The 26,746-nt window shown below is 41.6% G+C and carries 16 protein-coding genes; 5 read left to right on the forward strand and 11 right to left on the reverse strand.

All coding sequences use genetic code 11. The features are described 5' to 3' along the window. Positions 1-556: 556 nt before the first annotated feature. The 3 genes from V7K76_RS04900 to V7K76_RS04910 are packed head-to-tail and all read left to right on the forward strand — an operon-like array spanning position 557 to position 5,366. Complete coding sequence (locus V7K76_RS04900; protein ID WP_334775225.1) at positions 557-2,251, forward strand: NB-ARC domain-containing protein; 1,695 nt, start codon at positions 557-559, stop codon at positions 2,249-2,251. 37 nt (positions 2,252-2,288) lie between these two features. Continuing rightward, positions 2,289-4,490 (forward strand): CHASE2 domain-containing protein, encoded by a 2,202-nt coding sequence (locus V7K76_RS04905; protein WP_334775224.1) that lies wholly within the window; start codon positions 2,289-2,291, stop codon positions 4,488-4,490. A 39-nt stretch (positions 4,491-4,529) separates the two neighbouring features. After that, positions 4,530-5,366: a DUF928 domain-containing protein gene (locus V7K76_RS04910; RefSeq protein ID WP_334775223.1), complete on the forward strand. Its 837-nt coding sequence runs from the start codon at positions 4,530-4,532 to the stop codon at positions 5,364-5,366. Between the two features lie 193 nt (positions 5,367-5,559). Here V7K76_RS04910 and V7K76_RS04915 read toward each other — a convergent pair whose 3' ends face one another. From V7K76_RS04915 to V7K76_RS04925, 3 genes are read right to left on the reverse strand one after another with little or no spacing between them, the layout of a single operon-like run. Then, positions 5,560-8,133 (reverse strand): CHAT domain-containing protein, encoded by a 2,574-nt coding sequence (locus tag V7K76_RS04915; RefSeq protein ID WP_334775222.1) that lies wholly within the window; start codon positions 8,131-8,133, stop codon positions 5,560-5,562. Continuing rightward, on the reverse strand, positions 8,123-10,663 hold the full coding sequence (locus tag V7K76_RS04920) for a two-partner secretion domain-containing protein (RefSeq protein ID WP_335029702.1): 2,541 nt from the start codon (positions 10,661-10,663) through the stop codon (positions 8,123-8,125). Before V7K76_RS04920 ends, V7K76_RS04915 begins: the two co-directional genes overlap by 11 nt. Continuing rightward, positions 10,653-13,784: a two-partner secretion domain-containing protein gene (locus V7K76_RS04925; protein WP_334775220.1), complete on the reverse strand. Its 3,132-nt coding sequence runs from the start codon at positions 13,782-13,784 to the stop codon at positions 10,653-10,655. The genes V7K76_RS04920 and V7K76_RS04925 overlap by 11 nt, the downstream gene beginning before the upstream one ends. A 418-nt stretch (positions 13,785-14,202) precedes the next feature. Between V7K76_RS04925 and V7K76_RS04930 the strand changes: the two genes are divergently transcribed. Continuing rightward, positions 14,203-14,694: a nitrile hydratase subunit alpha gene (locus V7K76_RS04930; protein WP_334775219.1), complete on the forward strand. Its 492-nt coding sequence runs from the start codon at positions 14,203-14,205 to the stop codon at positions 14,692-14,694. Between the two features lie 261 nt (positions 14,695-14,955). After that, the gene (locus tag V7K76_RS04935) at positions 14,956-16,398 is read left to right on the forward strand and encodes a radical SAM family RiPP maturation amino acid epimerase (protein WP_334953819.1); all 1,443 of its coding nucleotides are present in this window, start codon (positions 14,956-14,958) and stop codon (positions 16,396-16,398) included. A 512-nt stretch (positions 16,399-16,910) separates the two neighbouring features. Here V7K76_RS04935 and V7K76_RS04940 read toward each other — a convergent pair. From V7K76_RS04940 to V7K76_RS04975, 8 genes are all read right to left on the reverse strand, one after another. Continuing rightward, positions 16,911-17,297: a DUF5360 family protein gene (locus tag V7K76_RS04940; RefSeq protein WP_334775217.1), complete on the reverse strand. Its 387-nt coding sequence runs from the start codon at positions 17,295-17,297 to the stop codon at positions 16,911-16,913. A gap of 202 nt (positions 17,298-17,499) precedes the next feature. Continuing rightward, positions 17,500-18,666, reverse strand: coding sequence for an ABC transporter permease DevC (gene devC, locus V7K76_RS04945; RefSeq protein ID WP_334953820.1), 1,167 nt, complete (start codon positions 18,664-18,666; stop codon positions 17,500-17,502). Positions 18,667-18,700: 34 nt separating this feature from the next. Further along, a complete protein-coding gene (locus V7K76_RS04950) occupies positions 18,701-20,017 on the reverse strand; it encodes an ABC exporter membrane fusion protein (protein WP_335029703.1) in 1,317 nt (438 codons plus the stop codon). A gap of 204 nt (positions 20,018-20,221) precedes the next feature. Continuing rightward, positions 20,222-21,400 carry an acyltransferase family protein gene (locus tag V7K76_RS04955; protein WP_335029704.1) on the reverse strand — a complete coding sequence of 393 codons (1,179 nt, stop codon included), beginning with the start codon at positions 21,398-21,400 and terminating at the stop codon, positions 20,222-20,224. Between the two features lie 95 nt (positions 21,401-21,495). Continuing rightward, entirely contained in the window at positions 21,496-21,819 is a 324-nt protein-coding gene (locus V7K76_RS04960) for a DMT family transporter (RefSeq protein WP_334953823.1), read from the reverse strand. A 103-nt stretch (positions 21,820-21,922) separates the two neighbouring features. Beyond that, positions 21,923-22,801 carry a class I SAM-dependent methyltransferase gene (locus V7K76_RS04965; RefSeq protein ID WP_335029705.1) on the reverse strand — a complete coding sequence of 293 codons (879 nt, stop codon included), beginning with the start codon at positions 22,799-22,801 and terminating at the stop codon, positions 21,923-21,925. A gap of 74 nt (positions 22,802-22,875) precedes the next feature. Beyond that, positions 22,876-24,270 (reverse strand): aminotransferase class I/II-fold pyridoxal phosphate-dependent enzyme, encoded by a 1,395-nt coding sequence (locus V7K76_RS04970; RefSeq protein ID WP_334775211.1) that lies wholly within the window; start codon positions 24,268-24,270, stop codon positions 22,876-22,878. Then, positions 24,267-26,513 carry an AMP-binding protein gene (locus V7K76_RS04975; protein WP_335029707.1) on the reverse strand — a complete coding sequence of 749 codons (2,247 nt, stop codon included), beginning with the start codon at positions 26,511-26,513 and terminating at the stop codon, positions 24,267-24,269. The genes V7K76_RS04970 and V7K76_RS04975 overlap by 4 nt, the downstream gene beginning before the upstream one ends. Positions 26,514-26,746: the final 233 nt, after the last annotated feature.

The raw sequence follows: 26,746 nt of genomic DNA on the forward strand, positions 1-26,746 counted from the left end.
TTACCCCACCCTAACCCTCCAGGGGAGGGAACTAGATTTTCTGTTTCCCCCCCTTTATAAGGGGCGATTAAGGGGGGTAATTCCACTGGGAAGGCGGGAATTTTGCCCAAAATCATCCTTGTAGAAATATGAACACAGTTACAAGATGCTTATTACTTAGTTAACGTTAAGCATAACTTAGTTAACTTAACTGGACAAAATTAGGTTAATGGATCAAGATTAACTAAAGATTAACTTTAGTTAATATTTAAAAAAATCACATCTAGGAATTGAAATATATTTTTTGGTATCATAAGGCTGGAATTATAACTCAATTTAGCCGATAGACAGGGAGCGATCGCGTCTGATTTAGATGAGAGTAAAGTAGTCTGAGAGCGGCTTTTGCAGATATCTATCCGACAAACTCCAGTCAGCCATAAATAAACTTACCTGAGTAGACGAAAAAATTGTTGTCGGTACAGTTCTCTGGTGGTAGCATATAATTACCGATTCTCTGTAGTAACGCAATATTAACTTTGTTAATATAAAAGTAAATTATATACACTCTTAAAAGTCCATGAATTTAGAAGAAGTTATAAAAACTATAGATAATGTCGTTTTTACCAACACAGGTCAGCATTTGAGAGATGTGGAGGCTATTGTACTGCGAGGAACTTGGCAAGCTAAAACTTACGAGCAGATTGCCGAAACTTGTCAGTACAGCCTAAATTACATCAAACAAGTAGCTGCCCCCAAGCTTTGGAAATTATTGTCAGAAGCTCTGGGAGAGAACATCAGTAAAACGAATTTTCGATTTATCATTGAGCGGCAATGGGAGGGGCACTTAGAGAAAATATTACCTTCCCCTGAATCGGTGAATTCTTTATCAGCAGCAAACATCAATATAGATGGAAGACAACCCAAGGGGAACAGCGATGAGCTAAGAAGCCAAGATTGGGGTGAAGTACCAGAAATAAATATTTTCTACGGACGGACTCAAGAACTAGCCATGTTAAATAAATGGCTCGTAAATGATAGCTGTCAATTGGTAGCAGTTGTTGGGATGGGGGGAATTGGCAAAACAAGTCTCGCCGTACAATGCATTCAACAAATACACGATCAATTTGAGTTTGTGATTTGGCGAGATTTACGGAGCGCTCCATCAGTCAGCAAACTAGTGGCTGAACTGACACAATTTCTTTCTCCCCAGTCAAAAAATTATTTCAGAGAAGAAGACATTGAAACTCAAATCTCTGATTTCATCGGTCTTTTACGCCAACACCGATGTCTAATCGTTCTAGATACAACAACGGTAATTCAGCAAAATAGTCATGTTTCTGGACATTATCGAGAAGGATATCAAACCTATGGCAAGTTCTTAAGACGATTAGGGCAAGAGTCTCATCGCAGTTGCTTGATGTGGATAGCTCGTGAGAAACCCAGAGAAATCGTGCTGATGGAAGGAGAAACTCGTCCGGTTCACTCTCTATATCTGAAGGGGTTGGATTCCCAAGCTCAGGAAATCCTCAAAGATAAGAACTTGTTAGATAGAGAAAGTTGGGAAGACTTGATTCAACTTTATAGAGGTAATCCCTTAGCTTTGAAAATTGTTGCGAGTACGATTCAAGAATTGTTTGGTGGGAAAGTTTCTGCTTTTCTGAAACAGGAGACTATTGTTTTTGGGGAGCTAAACGATATTTTAGACGAGCAGTTTGAGTGTATATCGGCTCTAGAGCAAGAAATTCTCTACTGGCTGGCCATTGAGTGCCAACCAATTTCCTTATCACAATTGCGTGCAGATATCTTAGCACCGGTGGCTCAATCAGAATTAATCGAGGCATTGGAATCGCTTTTGAGGCGATCGCTGATTGAAAGAACTATTGTCCAAGAAGAAGTGATATTCTCACTTCAGCAGCCTGTAGTTTCCCAATACGTCATCAACCAAATCTGTGAGCGGATTTGTGCAGAAATTCAGGAATTCGGCAGAAATCACAAAATTGAGAAAATTGAACTTTTGAGAACTCTAGTTTTGGTTAAAAGGACACAAGAAAATGAAGCTATCCAAGAAATGCAAGTCCGGTTAATACTTAAACCAATCAAGAACCAATTATGTAAAATCCTCAAGGATGAAAATGTGATTTCGGAACTGCTAACCAAAATTCTCTCATTATTACAAGGAAAAACTTCCCTAGTTGTCGGATATGCTAAAAGTAATATTGAAAGTCTACTTTTAGAAATAAAATTGGATCTGGGCGATCTCAGCTATCGATAACAGTTAATCCCTCCTGACAAATCTAAAAAGTTGAAACATGAGCTACTGTATCAACCCCTGGTGTCTTCATCGCAAAAATCCTGACGATCGAGAGTCTTGCCAGAACTGTGGCTCTAGTTTAATTATTAACGAGCGATATCGGGTAATTAAGCCCTTACGAGAATTAAATAAAAATCACTACACAGAAATATTTGAAATAGATAACTTAGGAACAACAAAGGTTCTGAAAGTTTTGACCAGCAATCGCCGGCGGTTGGTGGAACTATTTGAGCAAGAAGCGAGAATTCCCAGGCAGTTGGAACATCTAGGAGTTCCTCAAGTCGATACTTACTTCTGTTTTTCTCCCAAAGACAGATCAGAAAAATTGCACTGCTTGGTAATGGAGAAAATTCCGGGGCAAAATCTTGCTCATTGGTTAGAACAAAATGGAGTATTATCTGAGAAGTTGGCAATTGATTGGTTACTACAGCTTGTCAAACTATTAGAAGGATTTCATCAAGAACAAGTTTTGCATCGAGATATTAAACCATCTAATATCATGCTTCGTCCTGATGGAAAACTGATATTGATTGACTTTGGGGCGGCGAGACAGGTAACGATGACTTATGTAGAAAAACTCCCAGGAGGTGACGTTACTAGAGTTTACTCTATGGGATATACAGCTCCAGAGCAAATGAATGGTCAAGCTGTTTATCAATCAGATTTTTTCGCTTTAGGGCGGACTTTGGTAAATTTATTGACAGGTGTACATCCTAATGAATTGCCGAAAAATCCTCAAAATGAGCGGTTAATTTGGCGAGAGCAAGCACCTCAAATTTCTGTTGGGTTGGCAAATTTAATCGACGATTTGATGACACCGTTGCCCCAAGAGCGACCTCTAGAACCGCAGAGAGTTTTAGAGCAACTTATAGCCAGCCAAGAACAAGAAATGCAGATTAATGAGTTAAGTGCAGGGCAAAAAAACTTATTATCAAGGGTGGGGATTTTTGCTGCAAGTGGCTTGGGCAACACTTGGCGCAATTTTGGTAAAGTAATTATTTTGAGTTTAGCGATCGCCTTTTTCGTCATGGCCATCAGAGATGTAGGACTACTCCAACCCTTTGAGTTAAAGACTTTCGATCACCTGATGGCACTGCGACCAATAGAAAAACCAGATCCACGCCTTCTGCTCGTAACTATTGATGAAGCTGACATTCAATATCAAAATCGAATGCAAATGCCGATCCGATGGTCTTTATCCGATCAGGCACTCTTGCAACTTTTAGAAAAACTAGAGCAATATCAACCCAGAACCATAGGTATAGACATCTATCGTGATTTTCCCGTCAACTCCGATTATCCCGATTTAGCAACTCGCCTGCGCTCAGACAATCGCTTTTTTGCTCCCTGTAAAGTTCCTTCTCCTAAAGATGGTGTTCCCGATGGGATTCCTAGCCCTCCAGAAGTACCCAAATCACGCCTGGGCTTTAGCGATTTTATTGCGGACGATGACGAAGTTGCCCGTCGCCATCTCTTACATTTAACCCCTCCGGTGACATCTCCTTGTGCCGCAGCTTATGCCTTGAGTCTAGAGATGGCACTCCACTATCTAGATAAAGAAGGCATTAAGTCAAAAGTTGCTGGCGATGAGGAACTACAGATTGGCAAAGTGTTGTTCAAACCATTAACAGACCATAGCAGTGGTTATCAACACATAGATGCATCTGGATACCAAGTATTGCTTAATTATCGTTCTTTGCACTCTCCTGTAGATATTGCCCAGCAGATATCTCTCAGAGACGTTTTAGAGGGTTTGGTAACACCTGAATTAATCAACTCGGTCAAAGATCGCATAGTAATTATTGGTGTTAGTGCTACTAGTGCTACTGATGAGTGGAAAACTTCTTACAGTGCTACAGCACTTCCTAATCGTCAAGAAGTACCAGGAATGTTTGTCCAAGCTCAGGCCATTAGCCAGATTCTCAGTGCAGTTCTCGATGGGCGGCCTTTAATTTGGTGGTGGTCTGGTTGGCTAGAAGGACTTTGGATCTGTGGATGGTCATTGCTGGGAGGGATTCTTGCTTGGTGGATTCATTCTCCCATCCGTCGAGGAATCGGAGTTGCGATCGCACTTTCCCTGCTTTTCGGTATTTGTTGGATCACATTTATCAACGCTGGATGGATACCACTTCTTCCGGCCGCATTAGCACTGATAGCTGTCCAGGTGGCAGTTGTCTCATTAGTTCCACAGACTCGCTGATCTAAGTTGAGAAACGTCAAAAATTTGAGGTTTTGAACTATGACTGAGAAGAGACTACTTCCTCAATTGATGAGCCTGAGATATATTGTGCCTTTAGCGATCGCTAGTCTAGCAAGTTATGCTTTCCCAATGCAGGCGAAAGTTGCCAATTTAGTCACAACTCCCGTTAGCCGTCAGCAAAATCAGTTAGTCCAAAAACCAACCTTACCTGACAACGGAGCGCCCACCGGTCGCCGTCGAGGAGGAACTAGTCGCAGTGATTGTCCAGCACTCAACATTCCAGTTACCGCCTTAGTTCCTGGTAAAGAGGCTGTTGGTGATTTTCAAGACTCTACATCTTTTTTAGCTTCAACCATCTCCGAGCATCCAACATTTTGGGTCTATACTCCCAAAGTACCAAACAGCGATCGCTCTGGAGAATTTGTTTTACAAAATGAAGCCGGAGACGATATTTACCGAAAAGTTTTAACGCTACCTCCAACAGCAGCAATTATCGGCATCACTCTGCCATCAATTCCGAAATATTCTCTAAAAACAGGTAAAAAATATCATTGGTATTTCACAGTATATTGTGGAAAACCAGAACCAGAAACAGGATATTTTTTCGTTGATGCCTGGATAGAAAGAGTTGCTCTGACAAAGGATCTCGAATTCAAGTTAGAGATGCCAAAATCTCAGAATTACCTAACCTATTTTGATCAGAATATTTGGTATGATGCACTGACCAACTTAGGCGAACAATTTCGTGCTAATTCACAAAACAATCATCTGAAAACTGATTGGATTAACTTTTTAAAATCTATTGGCTTGCAAGATATTGCTCAAGAACCTGTAGTGATGCTGATTCAGGATGCACAAAGCACCAGGCAGAACTAACCCAGGGTTAACAATTCAAAATTCAAAATGACGCTCTCTACGAGACGCTAAAAGCGAACGCGGACTCGCTAACGCTGCGCTAACAAAATTCAAAATTAAAGACATTTCAGACGGGGATTTAGCGAGAAACGCGGTCTTGGGATGCATCCCAAGTGGAGCGATTTCTCAAGACAAACCCCGACTGAAATGGGTGCTACATAAGCCAATTTCCTACTAAAATGAAACTTGCCCAAAAATAAGGACGCTTTTCTTTTTTCAACAGAGCTAATTGGGCTTGCTGGAGTGCCTTGGCTCTAGTCGAGCCTTTGTTTAATTCTTGGTACAACTGATTCATAATTTCACTAGTGGAAAAATCGTCTATTGACCATAGACTTGCTATTGTACTATCTGCTCCCGCCCTAACAGCAATCCCAGCTAATCCTAAAGATGCTTGCCGATCGCCCGTAGCAGTTTCGCATGAACTAAGGACTAGTAATTCGATAGAATTAGAAACAGTTGAGTCTTTTTGCTTTAGTAGGTCAATTAAATCTTCGATATTGAGCAGTCGATCCCAAGTGAGAATGAAGGTTTTTTCAGGGTTAGAACTAAATTGACTGTGAGTAGCCAGATGAATTATAGAAAAAGAAGCTGATCGCAGTTTATTTTGCAGGTTAGTTTTGGTAAACTTGCTATCTAGAAGTTCTTCACTATTAGGCATCTCAGTCTGAATGCGGGCTAACTCTTTTTTAACGTTAGTTAGTGGAGCAAATTCTTGACCTTCTACAAGGCGTTTTTGGCTGACACCAGCAGCTAAAACCTTAATTTTTGAACTGCTGCGTAGAGGTTTTGGCTCGACAAGTTGCAACCCAGGTGCTAGAGCGATCGCATATTTTTCGACTAAATATTTCTGTTGTTGTCCATCGTATAAAGCTGCCATAGGAATATTCCGTAAGGAACCATCTAGGACAAATACCAAAGTTTCGATGTTGCTATTTAAATCTGCTTCTAAAGGACGAATTAACCAATTATATACCTGTTGAGAAAGATATTTAACTTGGGTAGTCTGGCTAACATTTGGCAGAGATTGTTGTAACTTATCAATAGTACTTTCTATCTGCTTCTGAGATATGGCAGTTGCATAATAGCGAAGTTCCTCCTGCCGAGGTAGCTTGAGAATAATTGCTAATTGATTCTCTAGAATAATTGGATAGATAACTGCTGCTGTTGAATCGCTTTTATCAACAATTTGATCGATTTCAACTCTCGATTTTAAGCAGGGTTCTCCAAGAAAATTTTCTAGTTCTGCTAATTGTAAAGATTCAATTGTCGTCCGAGCTTTTTGCAGATTATTACTCTTTAAATTAGAATTTCCCTGAGTTTGCAAGAGTGACTCAACTAGCTGCCGATAGACAGGTTCGACTTGTTCTCGAAAGGAAAACTGGATCTGAGAATTAATTGCAGTCGTATCAAGACGAAGAGATTGTAAGCTCACAATAGCTGCATCATAAGCTGCGATCGCTCCTTTGATATCTCCTTGAGCTTTGAGGATATGTCCCAATTGCCATTGCCACTGATAAACCATGTCAGTGGCTTGGATGGCTTGAGCCAGAAAAAGTGCTTTTTGAGTAAGGGCTAGAGCTTCCGAAAACTGCTGGTTTTGTTCATAAAGCCAACTAAGATATCCCAGAGCATAAGATTGGGTCCGCCCATCGCCCAAGCTTTTTGCTAGCCCTTGGACTACAATCAACTCTTTGGCAATGTCTTTCAAGTCAGGATTATACCCCCCAATCAAAGCCTCTCCTTTTGTAGGGGAGAGGTTTTTCAGAGAAGAATAGTGGTTGAGACAAACTAGACTTTCAGCAAAATTAATCCGGGCGTAAATTGTTGTTTGAGTGCTAGGTAATTCCTTGACTTTTGATTTAATTTGTGGTATAAAGCTCTGAGCTTGTGCTAGCTGATTCATCTTCAGCAGGAGACTCAGGTGATTGAGTTGTGCTTGCACCCAAGTATTTGCAGAGATGGATTTAGTTGCTGCTTGTTGATACAGTGAAGCCGCCTGTTGATAAAGTGAAGTTTCTTCACCGGCTTTGGCTTGCTCCCCACAATTTATGGGACTTGAGTTTTGTTTATTGATTCTGCCTTCTTGAATCTGTATTCTGTCACCGAGAGATCGTTGAACATTACCCAGGCTTAACAAAACAGCGCTCTCAGTAGCTGGCGATGGTAGTTGGCGAGCGACTTGCAAACTTAAATCTAAAACTTTTGTTGACAAATCTGGGCGATCGAGTTTTTGGAGAACATCCCCAAGGCTGCGTAAGCCGTTGGCTTTATTCAGGGAATTTGGTTTCGATTCCAGGGCTGGGAACCAATCATTTTGCTGGCGATCTTTTTCATTGTCTTGGATTAATTGGCGGCAGTCAGGCTGGGCAATGTTAAAGGCTTGTAGTATCTGATTGCAAGCTTTGAGATCCAGTCCGTTGGCTTGCATGGCTTCAGCTACGTTAATTAAATTTTGAGTCTTACCTTCCTCATTACCTGCTCGTTTATAAGCATTAGCTGCCTCTTGCCAGATGTTTGCCGCCGCGTCAAACTGTCCGGCTTCGTAGAGCTTTTTTCCTTCAATTGCTAATTTTGCCGCCTCTGTTGCTGGTTCTTGGGCTGCTGCTGGTTTAGACAATAGGACTGGGATGTTGATAAATAAAATCATCCCTAACAAGACAAGGGCAGTTGTTTTGAGCAGCTTGACTAAGGTACGGCGATCGCATAACTTGGTTTTTCTAATTAACATGACAGATAACTGGCTTTGTGGCAAAACTAGAAGCTTCAGAAGTTGCAGAGGCAGTCAAAACAACTTGTCCTTGCTGATCGAAGCTCCAACTATTGGCCTCTAAGATGGGAGTTATTTCTGGAGATTGGTCTTGTTTTTCAGATGCGATCGCACTTTCATCAACTGCGATCGCTGGAACCCGTAAGGCATCTCCTGGCTGGGGAGGTAATCCGCCTCGTCCTGTGACAATAAATTGGCTTTCTGGTTGATTTCTAGTGACTCTACGCGCCGAACATCTTTGACTAATTAAGTTGCTGACATCGACTAAATTTGTGGGCAAAGGGACTAACTGTTTTCTGATATCTGCATTTTGAATATTGATTACTACCTCGCCATCTAGTTGGGGATTTTTTTGAGAAAAGGCAGTGATCTCGCTAAATGGAGCGAGGCGATCGCGCTTTTCTATCCCAAAAATTCCCTGAGCAGTAATTTTGATCAAACCACCTTTGCCTGCAAAAGCATTAGCGATAATGTCGCTATTTTCTGAAGGGACAGCGACTATAAAATTTGCATTGATATCAATATTGCCACCATTGCCTCCAGTTCCTTGTTGTCCTGCTGTGGTAGAGATAGTACTATTGTTACGTAGTGTTAGTACGTCTCGCACCTGCAATTGAATATTACCACCTTCACTATTAACTGTATCTGCCAATAAACGCGCTCCTCCTTCGAGAGTTAGGGAATCAGCTGTAATTCTCAAATCGCCTCCATTACCTTGATCTCCTTTTCCAAAGCCCGTGTTTGCGACAGACAAACTGGCACCATTAGTTACTGTTAACTTAGGTGTAGTAATCACAACTGAGCCAGAATTGCCCGTTGCAATTGCTGGAAGTCCTAAAATAGCTTGTAAGAAACGAGGCGGAGTCACAATATCAGAGCTAATCCGACTACTGAGAAATGTTATTACTGAAGGATCATTATTTAAAACACTAGAATTAGCAACTTCAATAGATTCTTTGGCGTTGATTGTGATATCACCTGCGTTACCACTAGAGTATCCACTAGAAATAATTGCGCCTCCGTCTCTGAGCTTCAATATGGGGGTATTAACAATCGTTTTTCCTGCATTCCCCTGTCCAAAAGAGTTAGAGACGATCGCACTATTTGATACGAACGGATTTGAATTCCCCTGAATATCAATCAAATTTGTGGCATTCACTCTCACCTGGCCTGCATTTCCTAGCCCCAATGTCGGCGATGTAATCTGTGCCCCCTCACGCAGCGTTAAAGTGCCAGTCGATACCGTCAGAGTCCCCGCTCCCCCAGTGCTAAAGGTTGCAGTTGTAATGGCGCTGAGATCGGACGGATCGATAGGTGAAGTTCCAGTCATTTGAATGAAATCTCCAACATTGATGGTTACATTTCCACTTTCAGCAGAACCAAAGGTTTGGGAAGCAATAGTGCCTCCATCGGCAAGGATCAGGCGAGGCACAGAAATGTTGATATTTCCTCCTCCTCCAGCACCCAATAATTGAGTCGCAATCCGACTAGAGACGGCTGGAGTTGTGCCACTAATTACCAAGGATTTACTGCCAATGATTTGGATATTACCACTGGGTTGTTCGCCCAAATTTTGCCCAACAATAATCGAGCCGTCTCGCAATGCAATATTTTTACCCCTTAACTGAACCGAACCTGCCATGACACCACTAACATCTACTAAGGCCGCAGAGCGAAGTTGAATATCCCCAAATTCAGTAGTAGGTGTTGAATTGATGGTTGAAAATTCATTACCTTGTCTCATCATCCATTTCCCATTGCTCAAAGCTGCCAAATCAATTTGGCCAGAATCAGCAATTAACAAACCGCCATCAAGGGTAATCTTTCCTCCCACGAAAGCCAAGGTATTGCCAGGAGAAACCTGTAACCCTGTACTATAAGTCCCTCGATTGAGCAGGGAAAGTCCAACTCTTGTGATATTATGTCCTGAGCCTTGGATACGAAGCTCTCCCGAATTAGCTCCGAGTTGCAAGCCAATAGGGGTACTGATTGTCAGAAGAGGGAAAGTAGAGTTGGTTGTGCTAAATTCCGAACCGTCTGCAAATTTCACCTGAGATGCTGTAGAACCAACAAACGAACCACTAATATTTAGTTTTGCATTGGAACCAAAAATAATCCCTTGGGGATTCAGTAAGAATAAGCTCACAGGATTTTTGCTATTGATAGTTTTAATCAAGCCATCAATATTAGAAACTCTCCCACCCGTCACGCGACTGAAAATAGTTGAGATATTGGGCGTATTGACTAAATCAAAGGTTGCAGATCCGCCCGTAGGAATGGAAAAATTACTAAAACTATGGAACAGATTGCTACCTGCTGCGCTGCCATTGATAATAGTAAAATCGTGGTTATTGACAGGGTTAACAGTTGTATTGAGGGTGCTATCAGATGTTACCTGAGCGTTGGCGAAACCGCACCACAGGAGCATTGCCCCCAATGGTAGCAGCATACCATTGACCAAACCCAACAAAATAATGTGTCTAATTAGCATGACAGATACCGGGGTTTGTCGCAAAACTAGAAGCTTCAGAAGTTGCAGAGGCAGTTAAAACAACTCGCCCTTGCCGATCGAACCTCCAGCTATTTGCCTCTAAGGTAGGAGTTATTTCTGGAGATTGCTCTTGTTTTTCAGATGCGATCGCACTTTCATCAACTGCGATCGCTGGAACCCGTAAGGCATCTCCTGGCTGGGGAGGTAATCCGCCTCGTCCTGTGACAATAAATTGGCTTTCTGGTTGATTTCTAGCGACTCTACGCGCCGAACATCTTTGGCTAATTAAGTTGCTGACATCGACTAAATTTGTGGGTAAAGGGACTAACTGTTTTCTGATATCTGCATTTTGAATATTGATTACTACCTCGCCATCTAGTTGGGGATTTTTTTGAGAAAAGGCAGTAATCTCGCTAAATGGAGCGAGGCTATCGCTCTGTTCTATCCCAAAAATTCCCTGGGCAGTAATTTTGATCAAACCACCTTTACCTGCAAAAGCATTAGCGATAATGTCGCTATTTTCGGAAGGGACAGCGACTAAAAATTTCGTGTTTATGTCTATATTGCCACCACTGCCCCCAGCCTCTTCCATTATGCTGGAGATGCTACTATTGTTGCCTAGCAATAGTATGTCTCGCACCTTCAATTTAGTACCTCCATTAGTAACTGTATCTTCCAATCGCTCGGATTGTCCTGCTGTGGTAGATATGCTACTATTTTCCCGTAGCAATAGTATGCCTCCCACCTGCAATTGGATATTACCACCTTCACTACTAACAGTATCTGCCAATAGGTCTGATTTATCTTGGAGGGTTAGAGAACCAGTGGTAATTCTCAAATTCCCGGCATTACCTTCGTCGAAGCTGTTGACGGCAATTTCAGAGTCATTAGTCAGATTTACAGAGCCATTGGACTCTATTTGGATATTTCCACCTTTTCCTTGTCCTAATGTACTAGCTGCGATCGATGCTCCATCGCTAAGTGTTAAGTTAGAAGTAGGCGTATTTAAGTTAATCTTGATATTCCCGCCATTGCCTTGTCCAAAAGTATCGGTACTAATAAAAGCATCCTGTGTTACTGTCAAAGACTCTGCATTAATATTAATGTCGCCACCATTTCCAATTGCCCCCGGTGTTGCTTGAGAGCCGATGAAAGTAGTGAACTCATCTTTATTTCCACCATCCAAGGTGATCGCACCCTTCACATCCAGAAAAATATTCCCACTATTTCCGGTTCCAAAGGTACTGCTAAACAAAACACCCCCCGGTTTTATGACTAGGGAATCTGCCTTGAGATTAATGTCACCAGCATTTCCGATTCCCGACTCTTCTACCGCCGTACTGATTCCACTAAGAGCATTGCTGTCTAAACTATCCAATGTAACAGCGCCTCTTACATTTATAGAGATATTCCCGCCATTTCCCGTGCCAAATACCTGGGTACTTATAGGTGTACCGTGTGTCATTGTCAGAGAGTCTGCCTTAATATTAATATCGCCACCGTTTCCGACTGCCGAAGAAGCTACTAGACTGCTGATACTAGAATTGTAGCCATTCTTACTTATACCATCAACGATAATAGCACCCCTCACATCTACAAAGATATTCCCGCCATTTCCTTGTCCAAAGGTAGTAGCACTGATATAACCTCCCGGTGTGATTGTTAGGGAATCTGCCTTAATATTAATATCCCCACTATCTCCAATTCCCGATGACAGCACTTGATTGAGAATACTATTAAGCACCAAGCCATTGCTGTTTTCACCCTCCAATTTGATAGCACCCCGCACATCTATAGATATATTCCCACTATTTCCTTTCCCTAAAGTATTGGCAGCCAAAGCACCGCCTTTTGTTAAGGTTAGGGAATTTGCCTTAATATTAATATCCCCACTATTTCCAACTCCCGATGGTTGCACTTGATTGACAATTCTACTAGTCAGACTATTGCTGTTTTCACTGTCTAATGTGATATCACCACTCACATCTACAGAGATATTCCCACTATTTCCTTGTCCAAAGATTCGGGAACTTAACTGACTTCCATCAGTTAAATTTAGTGAGCCTGCTTGAATATTAATATTGCCACTGTTACCCATAGCATTCTGACCGACTTGGTTGGTAATACTGCTGGATTGACTGACGGATATAGCTTGTGTGGCATTTAAGCTAATATCGCCTGCTCTTGTTTCTGGTGTTCCCAAACCAGCTGCAATCCCAGCTAATACAGAACTACCTCCACTAATATCTATATTTTTGGCATGGAGTGCGATCGCACCACCACCATCAGCAGCTACATTTACAACAGATCTATTTGTCAGTGAAATATCACCCCGCACTACTTCCTGTGGAAATCTCAAAGCCAGATTTTTACCATCAATACTTAATCCTATTTCCCCTACACTGGCTACACTACCTAATTCTACTCGTCCACCTAAAGCATTTAATCGCCCTGCATTTAATACATTTCCCCCCACTAACAGCAGGCTTTGTCCATCAGCCACTCTCAAACCTAATACAGGATTATTGACTCGATTCACTCCGGCTGATGCAATAGAATTATTTTCTATTGACCCAGCACCAATTTGATTAAAAAATAAGGCTGAGGGTTTTATGGTTAATAATGGTGATACTTCTGGTGATACTTCTTTTGATGTGCTACTGAACAATCCTTGTTCACCAAACTTGATTCCATTGGCTGATGTGGCTACAAATGAACCATTGATATCTAAACTTGCTCCTGCTCCAAATATAATCCCATTGGGATTGAGCAAAAATAGGTTGGCATTGCCTAATACTCCCAACTTGCCCAAAATCTCAGAGCGATCGCTCCCTGTCACTCTATCTATAATGTTCTCAATTCCCGCAGGATTGCTAAAATAAACAGCACGTCCTTCACCAACGTTAAATTCTTGGAAACTATGGAAAAGATTTATACCCCGTTGCGCTCCACCGGTGATATTTTCTATGGAAAGACCATCTGAGTTATTTATGACTTTGGAACTCTCAGAACCTAGTGTGTTATCAGGGACGATTTTACTCTGGGCAAAGGTTCGTTCTACTGATGAAATAATAATTGTTTTAAGTACAGCTAGGCAGATCGCTAATTTTATGATTTTCATCCAATGCGAACAGATGTGAACCATATTATAAATTACTGTTCTCAAGATAATTCTATTTGAAACAGGTAAGCACATCTTACTTAGTAGTACAAGACTACCTCAAGAGGCAGGTTTTTTCCCATAACTGTAATATTTCCCATAGGATGTCACACTTGTCAATACCCACTGACCCCTGCATAGGTTTTAGAAGTTATCTGTTTCGGTAGCCACCGTCTCAGGGGTACCATTGGCGTACAGTCAGGCATTTTTGCTCCCCTACATCCAGAGCAAATCTTACGCAGTATTGCCCCCCGATCTGAATCCTTACTCACCTATTTCCACAAAAATAGTTATTAATAGATAAAAATAGTGAATTTACAGTTATTGATTTTAGTAATAAGCTGATATTTGTTCATCACAGTTTATCAATTTGTAAAAAATGTCTTACTGGTATAATAGTGACGAAAATCGGCTGATTATTGCAAATCTAATCGCCAAGATTTGGCATGATTCAGCATATAAAGCTAGCTTCATTGATGACCCAAAAAAGATTTTGCAAGCAGCTGGTGTAAATGATATTTCTGAAGATGTGAAAATTCAGGTAGTAGAAAATACTCCAAAACGCCAATATTTAACCATATCAGCAGATTATTCTCCTGATGAATGGCATGAAATAATTGGATTTATACAACATTCTCTAGCACTACAACCTGAGCAAGAGATAGTTATTGTTCAGAATACAGATAACTTTCAATATATTGTTTTGCCCATTCTTACTAATGAACTCAGTTTAGAAGAAACGCAATTAATCCAAGGGGGAGCACCAAAAATTAAGTCAGTTGTAAATTCGCAAGTATTAGTGAATAAGCAAGTCTTGGTATCTGTAGTTGCAGCAGTACTAGCAAAAACAAAAACTCTAATCAAAGGGTAGCTATTATTAATAGGACTTACGCACTTGTCAGGTTTGAACAAGACTCTGAGATTGCTTCCTAACGTCACAATGACGGGAATATGTAGTCCGTGCGTAAGCCCTGATTAAGTTACCAAATTAAGTTGGAAGTAGTAAGTCGCAAGTCGGAAGTTAAAAATGATCTTTACTTGCAACTTCCGATTTTGAACTTCTGAAACATCATGTGAATAAAAACTATCTTGTCAATTAAATATGCAAGTGACAGAAAAGCTTGATTGGAAGATGACAACAATATCTATCGAAGAGGGATTAAAAACAGGAGAAATAAAACTTTTATTGGGTGACCAGAAGAATCTCGATCGAGACTATATTGCAACTATAGCTGCTATCAAGCGGTTTATGGAAAGATGGTCAGCTGACCGCCAATTCCGAGAAACTCTGCCTTTAGATCCCTATGGTGTGACACGCCAATACAAGCTGGATATAGATCCAGAGGAAATGAGGCTGTTATGGGATATGGAGTTTCTCGAAAATTATCATCCTGATGCCGCAATTCCTCTCAAAGTCAGACAATACGATGCATATATCAGTGAGTGTCTGCAATACCGAGAGAAAATACGCGAACAAGCGGTTCCCATTGAGCCACGATTGAGAGCATGGCGAAAACGCCAAATCCGCCGTACATTTAGCGAGTTTGGTTTTGAAAAAGGAGATAGTATTGTTCATGCGCCTTTTGCCATTGAGCTTTCCAAGGGCTGTTCGGTGGGATGCTGGTTTTGTGGAGTAGCCGCGCAACGTCTAGAAGGTATATTCTATTACAGTTCAGACAATGCTCGGCTTTGGCGTGAGGTGTTAGAAGTCCTGAAAAAAGTTATTGGTTCAGGAGCAAGTGAAGGATTTTGTTATTGGGCAACCGATCCTCTGGATAACCCAGATTACGAGCAATTCCTCATTGACTTTCACGCGATTTTAGGTAAGTTTCCCCAGACTACCACAGCATCGGCAATGAGGAATCTGGAACGAACTAAGAATCTTTTAAAGTTGTCTAAAGAAAAAAATGGCGATGTCGAACGTTTCTCCCTGCTGACTTTAAAAGACTTTGATAGAGTTCATCAGGAATTTAGTGCTGAAGAATTGATGTCTGTGGAGCTTATCTGTCAGAATGATGAGGCTTCGGGCGGGAAAGCATTTGCAGGGAGAGCGCGTGAGGAGCGTTTTAGTAAGCGGATGAAAGCATCTGAGCAATTTTCTTCTACTGCTGATGCTCAGATTGGTAACACAATTGCTTGTGTTTCTGGCTTTTTATTAAATATGGTAGACTTGAGCGTTAAGCTGATTAGTCCGTGTAATGCTGATGAAACATGGCCGTTAGGCTATCGCATTTATGACCAAGCCACCTTTAATACGGCTTCTGAACTGCATACGATTCTCAAGCAAATGATTAAAAATCATATGCCAATGACATTGGGTTTGCAAGACCCGATCAGCTTTCGACCTGACTTGGAATCTGAAAGGCTTGAGGATGATTTCTATTTGTTATCTCCCTCAGTTAAGCACTGTTTTTCTGACACACCACAACTTCAAAAAGTTCTAGAAAGTGCATTTGGAAAAAATGTAACTGCTGGAGAACTGGCGTTGACATTGGAGCGCGAACAGGGAATTCCTTTGTCGGAGACATTGTATTATTTAAATGCAGTTTTCCAAGAGGGTATGATTAACACATAACCCAATACGGTTCAGTTAGCGCCAAAAACCCCTCAGATGCGTAGGTTGGGTGGAGGAACGAAATCCAACATTTTCGCGGGTTTGTTGGGTTTCACTTCGTTCCACCCAACCTACGATTATCCTTAACTGAACTGTATTGACACATAACCTGTTTTGTCACTCTTGGAAAACAATAATCAAAGCCAAATTCTGAGACTTTGATTTAACAAACTCCGTGGGTTTAAGTCCCCCGGTTCAATAACCGGCAAGTTTTGGGTCGGGGTCTAAATCCCCGGACGCGACGCTCGAGTACTCGCTAACGCTGCGCTATCGCAGACTCGCTTTGCGCGTCGCTTTCACAAAACTTAATTACGAATTACGAATTACGAATTACGAATTATTTAATCCAGGTTTGAGGCTTTATCGGATTAGAATCCCCCGTGCTTCTAGCCGGGGGAGATGTCAATATGTTGTCTTGATGATCTAGGGTTAAGGCTATCAGAAAGCTTGCCCATAAACAATCATTTCTCGGCTCAATCCCTATTTGAGATAATCCGAGGAATAAAAAACATCGGGTATATAAGTAAAAATAAATTAGGGAGCCACCACGTTAAGTCAAAATCCAATCTTAGCGTCCAAAAGGCAATTGCTTGCAGACCTGAGCAAAACGTCAGTATTAATGATGTTAACGCAAATTTTATCCAAATTATTTTACCTTGTTGGTAAAGAAATAAGCTTAACAATCCTGTAAATGATATTAACAAATCTAAAGGCAAAAACGAAAAATTCCAAGCAACTAATATAGGATTTGTATAATCATTAAATAAATATCTATCAGGAATCAAATGAAGTAAGGTTATTATCCAATATAAAAGAAAGCCAATATCAGTAATTAAAAAAAACATCTTGAGCTTTTTCATAGTTTAATCCCCCTTTTAATATTATGAGGAAGGCTGTTTTACCATGATAAATAACTTATCAAAAATACATCATATCAAGAAAAAGTAGTGAATAAAATGCATGACAGTATATTTTATTCAAACTTATTGCCAATACAACCATATTTTCAACATCAAGAGCCAATGATTTTGATATTAGATTAACAAGGTAATGACAAGAAAATTAGAAAATATCAGATGGATCGGCAGAACGTAGTTTAACTATTGCAAACGCACTAGCAATAGAGCACATAACAATTGTCGATATTAGTACTCCAGAAGCCCGATAAACATTCATGGCAATAGGTAATAATGTGGCATTTTGTGCAAAATAATACAAGAAAATAGATAAAGTAAAACCTGGTGTATAGCCTAAAACAGCTAAAATCAAAGCTTCTTGTAAAACTACACCTAGAAAGTAACGATCTGCGTATCCCATCGCCTTCAGCGTTGCATACTCCGCTAGGTGATCGGAAACACCAGTATAAAGTATTTGATATACAATAACCGCACCGACTAGAAATCCCATCATGACACCCAGGCTAAAGATAAAACCAATGGGCGTACTGCTAGACCAATGTTCTTGCTCAAAGTCCACGAATTCTTGCTTGGTAAGTACTCTAACGTCCTGGGGTAAGTTAGCCACTAAATTTGCTTTGACTCTTTGAGTATCAGCCCCAGGTTTCAGAGTTATTAAACCTATATCTATTTGTTCGGGATTGCGGTTTTTAAATTTGAATATTCGCAAGAATGTCAAGTCACTGGCAATTAAATTTCCATCAGCAGCAAAAGAGTTACCTAATTTGAATAATCCTCCCACTTTAATTTTATGACCGCCCATCTCAGTAGAAACAATTTGACCTTGTTTAAGTTTTTCAGCAATTGCCATTGTGCCAAACTCAGGACGCGATGCACTGTCAAGTAAAACTACATCAGGCAGCTTAATTTTATTGAGATTTTCTGGGATGCCAGGTAATTTCAAAACCTGTTCATTTGGATTAAATCCTAAAAATAAGATTGTTCGATTGCGACGAGTTTCGGGATTTTTAAATCTAATAAAATCGACATAAAAAGAATTGACAGACTCAACACTATCAAAGCCTCGTGCTTGGTACAATCGGCGTCGAGAAAAGCTTTCCATATAGGCAATCGTTTCAGATTGGGGATTAATTAAAAATAAATCGCCTTGTAGACTCTTATGCAGCTGAGTGTTGCTTTCATATAGAGCATCCTGGAAACCCAATTGCATAAACATGAGAACGTCTGCAAATGCAATGCCTGCCATTGCCGCCAGAAGGCGACTTTTTTTGCGAGTTAGTTGTAACCAAGCTAGAGGAATTTTAACAAACATAGTCGAATTTTATTGAAATTTGTTGAATGTCCAGTTATTTTTGATGAGAAGGTGAAATATTAATCACCGCCTCTACTTGTAAATTCGTTAAACCTGCCACTTTTTTGCTATCTACTGGATCGAGGCGGATTTTGACTTTGACTACTCTTGCATCCAAATCTGCGGTTGGGTCGGTATCAAGAATACTTTTTTTCTCAATTTGCGAGCTAATCTGAACCACGGTTCCCCGTAATTGCTCGGCAAATGCAAAACTTGTAACAGTGGCGCGTTGCCCAATTCGTACTTTACTAATATCAGTTTCATAGACTTCTGCTACCACATACATTTGATTCGTTTGACCAAGATCGGCAATTCCTTGCTCTGTGACAATTTCTCCAGGTCGAGCATTAATTTTCAAAATCTGACTAGAAGAGGGCGATCGCACATAGGCTAAAGCCAAGTCTGCTTCAGACTTTTTTAAGGCTGCGATCGCACTTTCAACTTCAGCTTCAGCAGACAGCAAATCAGTTGGACGTATTTCCGTAATCTGGTTCAAGGTCGCTTTTGCTTCGTTAATCTGTTGAAGCAAAGTTTCCGAGGTCTGCTTCTGAGTGGCTTCAGTCTCGTTAATCTGTTGAAGCAAAGTTTCCAAAGTCTGCTTTTGAGCAGCTTTTGCCTCCTTCAACTGATCTTTGGCAGTTTCTACCTCCAGGCGCTTGCTGTCAAATTTTGAGGCTTCAACCGCACCTTGTTGGTATAGCATCTGGTAGCGTTCAAACTCTGTCTGAGCATTACGTAACTGAGCCTCTAGACGAGAAATTTTAGCTTGTTGAACTTTCTTTTCTCCTTGCAACTGAGCTTGTAGGCGAGCAATTGTAGCTTGCACAGTTGCAATTTGCCCACGCAACTGAGCTTGTAAGCGAGCAATTGTAGCTTGCCCAGCGATGATTTCTCCCACCTTCGCCCCAGCTTTTACCTTGGCTAAATTGGCTTGGGCGACTTTAACTTGTTTTTTCGCCTGTTCCCTAACAGCTAGCAAGCGATCGCGGTTTTCTAAAATGGCAATAACCTGCTGAGGCTGAACTTGATCGCCTTCCTTCACAAGCAATTGGGCTACTTTGACACCACCTTCAGAGGAAGGTGCAGCGGACAAATGAATGACTTCTCCTTGAGGTTCCAAACGTCCCAAACCAGCAATAGTAGTGACAGCCGAAGCACTTGCAGGTGTCTGTGTTAAGGAGCTACGGCTCTGAAAATTGAGTTGGTAATTTTGCAGAATGTAGACAGAGATGCCAATTCGGGCTAAACCTGCAAGAATTGATAAACCAATAACCCAGCATTTATTAGGTTTTGATAATAACTGGTCTGCCATTTTTCTTTTCTGTGTTTGTTTGTCCACCTTCTATTGGTTTTTCAGAATTTAGGGAACGGGAATTTCAGAGGAGTAGATTTTTTAATATTTTGGCGTATATGAATACTACCTTGCTGTCACGACTACTTTTGATACTTTTCCCAAAAACAAATTGAGCATTTTTGTATCACCTAAGGTGTGATTAAAACTATTTAAAAATTTTTTTCAGCCCCTTTTTCTGTTGTTTGTTACTTTCGATGCTGACACTCGGCGTGTATTTAAGAATGGCCGCTCGCAATAAAAAAAGAAGATATATGCTGCACCAAGAATCAGTGGTGTGCCTACAAACAGAAGTAAAACAAACTCAAAGACTTTTCCTAGATGCAATGGATGCAGAACATACTGCCAGACAATTTGTAGTAGAGGTGCATGAATTAGATACAGGCTGTACGAGAAGGTACCAATAAAGACAAGCGGACTCGAACCTAGAAAATTGCGAACTTTGTTCGCTCCAGGACGTGAGGCAGCTACAAGCAAAAATAACGTACCTAATGCACTCATAGTATCTAAAAAGGCAAAACGCTCTTCTGCTATATCGAATCCCCAGACATAGCAGAAAAAGATAATCGTCAGAATTAAACCAGCTACAACGAAGTGCCAGGGAAAATGCTTACGCACTAATTCCCAAAGCTGATCTTGGGAAAAGACGATGGTTGCACCAAGCATTCCCAACACAAAATAGAAACACAAACCTAAAAATTGTGGGGGTATTTCTTTTACCTGCGCGATTTCCAGCAGAATAATAGTAGTGTAAGTAAATAAGCCGATTCCAAGTGTGGTCTTAATGCTGCCAAAGCGCTGCCAGCTAAGTACGAGAAGGGGAAAGCAAAGATATAGGTGTGATTCAAGGGCGATAGACCAGAAAACATAGTTAATTTCGGTCGTGGTCACAAAATCTTGGAACATTGAAATATGTGCAATCAATCCACTCAGCGTTACTGGTATGCTTATATCCCACTGTGTCCCCGTCTTCAAACCAATAAAAAGCCAGATGAGCAATAGCGAAAACAATAGAGCACAGTAGTAGGGAGGCAGAATACGCCGAGCTCGCCTTTTGAAAAATTGCAGTGTCCCACCACGCAAAATACCATTGTTTTGAATAACAGGTAGCATCAGGCAAAAGCCTGATAAAACGATGAATACAACTACAGCAAAGTGTCCGTAATAAAGCCAGCTAGTGAGGATCAGTATCAATCCAGTAGGTCTATGACCATACCCAAAGGGGGGGAATACAGCTGGCCATATTTGATACCATGTATGACTGAATAGTACAAACAGAGCAGCGATCGCACGCAAGCCGTCCAGAAAGTTAATATGTTTTACTATACGCTCTGTAGAAGCCACTGCTCCTCCTGCAAGGTTGGGAACTAGATGCGTTTACTCTGGCTAATTAAGTGCATTGTTAATGATAAAAGGCATCAGTCGTTTCTTACTAATAACTAATGACCTCCACCACTGATGTTTAAACCAATTACTCCGATAATCACCAGCCCTATCGATATTATTTTCAATGCATTAGCTGGCTCCTTAAACCACAAAATACCTATGGTTGCTATCAGAACTGTCCCCAGACCAGACCAGATTGCATAAGCAACGCTGACATCAATCTTTTTAATGGCAAACGTCAAAGAAGTAAGACTGATACCATAAAAGATGACCATTGACACTGAAGGCAATAATTGAGTAAAGCCTGCTGATAATTTCATGCAAGTAGTGCCTGTCACTTCTGAAATTATTGCCAAGAATAAAAAAAGCCAACTCATTGGATGTCGCCTGTAAATTTGTTCGCAATAGGTAAAATCGGGCAAAGTATTGTTAATAGCTACTCGTTCCTAAAAACAAGTAACTATTAGTAATTAATAATGATTATTCTTTGGTGGCGACAAGAGCAGAGAACTCATGTATTACCGGAACTTCTTGTCCCTTGGCAAAACTTTCATCTGCATAACGGACAAAATTTTGCATAACTTGAGGTAGTAAATTCTTGTCCAAAGCATCTAAAAAGCCCGCAGAAGTACCTGACTTAATCATATATTCAGCCACTGCATTACCGTCTTCACAAGGAACAGTGACTTCTCCATCCCAGGCTTCTTGGACTTTAAAGCTACTTTTGCAAAAAGTTTTTACCAAATAATTCTTATCTTTTGGCAGATGAATGACCATATTTTTTATCATGGCATTTGGGTAATCCATCAGAACCTTTGTAAATAGATCAGAAATAGCTTTTAGTGAGCAAGCCCTATTTTCAATCAACCCAATAAAGCCTCCTGGTTTTACTACTCTTTCTATTTCCTGGAGGAACTTTCTGTGTTCCATATAGCAAATTCCCCAACCACAAACAATCCCATCTACGGAATTATCTGAAAGTCTCGACAGAAAAGAGAGAGCGTCAGATTGCACAAAGTTAATATTTGAAATACCTTGGGATGTAGCATTCTCTTGATTGCATTGCAGCATACCAGGAGAGAGGTCTACTGCAACCACTTTTCCATGTTTTCCAACTTTCTCAGCTAACCGATGAGTGAAGAACCCTGTCCCACAAGCTAAATCTAAGATATGTTGACCTGACTTAATTGAGAGTTTTTCCAACATTCCTAATGCCCCTTTCCCAAGATATTTTGAGTAATAGGCATCGTAGGACGCAGCGGCTACATTGTAATCAGCCGTTGGGTCTGAATTAATATTACTCAGCTTGAGCATGGCTGTTCTATAAATCAGTTGTGGCAATTTTAATGCTGACTTCATTGATTCACCTCAAAAATTAATGACTAATGTATAGATACGTGCCCATACTGACTAATGGCTAGTTAGTCAATGAATTAACTGACTTTCATAAATTGAGAAGCTTGAATTTTCGCTAACTCTTCGGCAGTTGTACTCACAGTGAAGCGGATTTGATCTTCATTATGAGTAGAAGCTATGAAGAAGCGCAGGCGGGCTGCTTTATCTGGAACAGCTGGATAAATTATCGGTCGGACATTAATACCACGCTTGAAGAGCGCTTGCGACAGTTGTATGCAGTGTAAGGAATTGCCCACAATGACTGGCACGACAGGGGTGTTCTGGCTCATGCCTGTATCTAGTCCTTGTTTGCGAGAAAGTTCTAGGAAGAGCTTTGAGCGCTCATACAGATGTGTGACTCGCTCTGGCTCTGCCTTGAGAATCCGGATAGCTGCTAGCGCTGCTGCTGCATTTGATGGTGAAATACCGACGCTGTAGACAAAGCCTGGGGCAGTGTATTTAAGATATTCGACCAAAGCTTTGCAGCCTGCTATGTAGCCGCCGCAGCTAGCAAACGACTTGCTAAGAGTACCCATCCACAGGTCTACATCAGTGGGATCGATGCCAAAATACTCCCCGATACCGCGACCGTGCTTTCCTAGTACACCTATGGAGTGGGCTTCATCCACCATTAAGAAGACCTTATGGCGTTTCTTAACCTCAATGAATTTCGGCAGGTTGGGAATGTCGCCGTCCATGCTGTAGACCCCTTCGATGACGATAAGCACCCGTTTGTAGCGGTGACGCTGGTTGCTGAGTATTTCGTCGAGTGCCTGCCAGTCATTGTGTGGGAAAGAAAGTCGTTTTGCTCCAGACAACTTACAGCCCTCTAATGCACTGTTATGAATGAATGCGTCATGCAGAATGAGATCGTCTTGCCCAAATAAATGACCAATGGTTGTGACATTCGTTGGATGACCTCCTATATAAACAATGCAGTCCTCCGTTCCAATAAAGTCAGAAAGTTCTCTTTCCAACTCCCGGTGCAACGGTCTTTCTCCTGATGCAATGCGACTTGCTGATACAGATGTACCAAATCGGTCAATAGCTTCCTTCGCAGCCTGAGACACTACTGGGTCGCCGGACATCCCTAAATAGTTGTAGCTAGAGTAATTGATAAATTGCCGATCGCCAATGATTGTCGTGTCGTTGTTTAACCCTTCATGCATTGTGAAATATGGGTTGACGGCACCACTAACTTCCATATCCTGCATTTGCTGTCGCAGTTTTAGGTACTCCGGGTATAGGTGAAAGTTATAATATTCATGCGGAATATCGTCAGTATTCTTCCCTAACAAATCGCAAAATAAAGCTTTCAGGCTCTGAGTATTACAGCTTTGTTGATTGCTAACTTTTTGAATAAGTAACTGCTTCAGAAGTACACGCTTTTCCTCGGTTGAGAAAACAGATATATTTTTATTGATATAACTCATTGCTGACTTCCTTGATGCAAGAATTTGTTGAGTAATAAATCGACTTCCCGATCTGAAAGTTGATCAACCTTGGCGATAATATCTTCGGTTTGCATAGATTCTAAATGTTGGGCAAGCTCTTCAATCGTTGGGTGCTCGTACAAGACAGTAGGAGACATTCTGCACCCAAGCCAATTCTCTAACTGGTAGGAAATATCCATTACTGCTACGGAATCCAGACCGTAATTGTTTAAGGGCTTGCGAACATCTATGTTATGGACATCTATCTCATGAGAATTAACTTTCAGATACTCAGTAATTTTAGAAACTAACCAATCTTGAATGGCTGACGCTTGCTGAAATATCTTTTGGCAACTCGTTTGTTCATCAGCATCATTTCTGCCTGATAAAGATGGTGGCGATTTGTGAGGTTGCAGTAGTTGCTGCTCTAGAAGTTCTACTTCTTCTTGCAGATCCCGAAACTTTGCTTTCATTCGAGGGTTCGCGATCCAGTCTGAAACTACATCTAAGCTGTTATTGAGAAAACCTGTTCGGCAAGCATAACGCTGAATCTTGCCACTAGAGGTTTTCGGTATGCTCCCAGTTTTGAGTAGCAAGATGGCATAAACTTGGATTTCGTGCTGTTGCGCCACCGCTTGGCACATCGCCGTGACAATTTCATTGACATTCAGATTCCGCAGGTAACTACGCTCTACCTCTTGTGCAATCACCAGTCGCTCAATACTATCCATATCGACTGAAAACGCTGCTCCGTGACTTATTCGTAGTGCCGGATGGCTCTGTTCCACAGTAAGTTCAATATCTTGGGGATAGTGATTGCGACCTCTGATAATGATTAAGTCTTTGATCCGACCCGTGATGAACATCTCACCATCCTGCAAGAATCCCAAGTCTCCTGTACGCAGAAATGGTCCGTTTCCATTATCTGCTAAGTAAGCTTTGAAAGTATGCTCTGTTTCTTCAGGACGGTTCCAGTACCCTTGAGCTACGCTGCCACCTGACACCAAAATCTCACCGACTTCATCAGGTAAACAACGGGTCAAAGTCTCAGGATGGGCAATAACAATCCGTTGATCCAACCTAGTTTGTCCACAGCTAACCAGTGTGCGGGTTCCATCCTTTTGTTTGAAAGCTGGAACCACCTGGTTTTGTTCCAGCGGATCTCCCTGGATGATTTTGATTGCTGGTTGAGTTGCCTTTAATCCACCAGAAACAATCAGGGTGGTTTCTGCCATCCCGTAGCAGGGATAAAAAGCGCTTTTTCGGAAACCACAGGGTTCAAAAGCAACAGCGAACCTCTCTAATGTCTCGGCACGAATGGGTTCGGCTCCGTTGAAAGCGACTTCCCAGCTACTCAAGTCAAGAGTCGCCTTCTGTTCATCCGTGATCCTGCGAACGCATAGGTCGTAAGCAAAATTAGGACCGCCGCTAGTGGTAGCTTTGTAGCGGGAAATTGCATTAAGCCACCTGACTGGGCTTTGCAAAAAGTCAACTGGTGACATGAGCGTCATCTTAGCACCGACATAGAGGGGCTGTAGTACACCTCCAATCAGTCCCATGTCATGGTATACAGGTAGCCAGCTCACACCCATGCTGTCGGGTGTGTCCTGAAAACACTCATGGATCAGAGCCGAGTTGTGTAGCAAGTTTCCGTGGTTGAGCATCACTCCTTTCGGAGTGCCTGTAGAGCCAGAAGTGTACTGAAGTAATGCCAGCGTATTGCTATCTAGTAGTGGTTTTTGCCATTCTTGTGCCAAATCGCTGTTGATGTTGTTGGTTGCCAGCCAGTGGAGAGCCTGTAGATTCGGAAACTCAGCGAATCGTCGCTCTACATTCGACAAGACAGTTGTAGTGGTGAGCGCTATAGTCGCTTGTGCATCTGCTACGATCGCTTGCAGACGGGATAGAGACTGGTTAGGACGGGGGGGATAGGCAGGGACAGCCACTACTCCAGCGTACAGACAACCAAAAAATGCCCCGATAAACTCCAAACCTGGTGGGTAGAGCAGCAATGCACGAAAATTTATAGCATCTATTGACTGCAATTGTGCTGCGATCGCTCGCGAGAGTCGATCTAACTCTTCATAAGTTATGCAGACTTCATCAGTTTCTCCATTGATCAAAAAGGTGTAAGCGATTTTATTAGGCTGATGAACTGCCCTACAGCATAGTATGTCAATTAAAGTGGAATAAGTCGAAAAGTTAAGTTGGGTGTTTGCTGAATTATTGAACCCAAAAATCATTATCTATCTCCAAAAATCTTAAAAATTTTCAAACGGCGATTAATGTCTTTAATACCGATTCTCGCTTTGGCCAGAAGAGGTACAAGAACCCCTCCCCGCAGGCGAGGAGGGAGCTATGATGGGGAGCATCCACTTTTGGCGGATCGCCCTCAGACTAGAAGTCTGGGGCTATACAAACCGACACCCGCCTGCGCGGGTTTCAGAGAGTCCGCGTAGGCGGACTTCGTTTGTGT

The organism is Nostoc sp., assembly GCF_036917975.1.
Taxonomy (GTDB): domain Bacteria; phylum Cyanobacteriota; class Cyanobacteriia; order Cyanobacteriales; family Nostocaceae; genus Nostoc.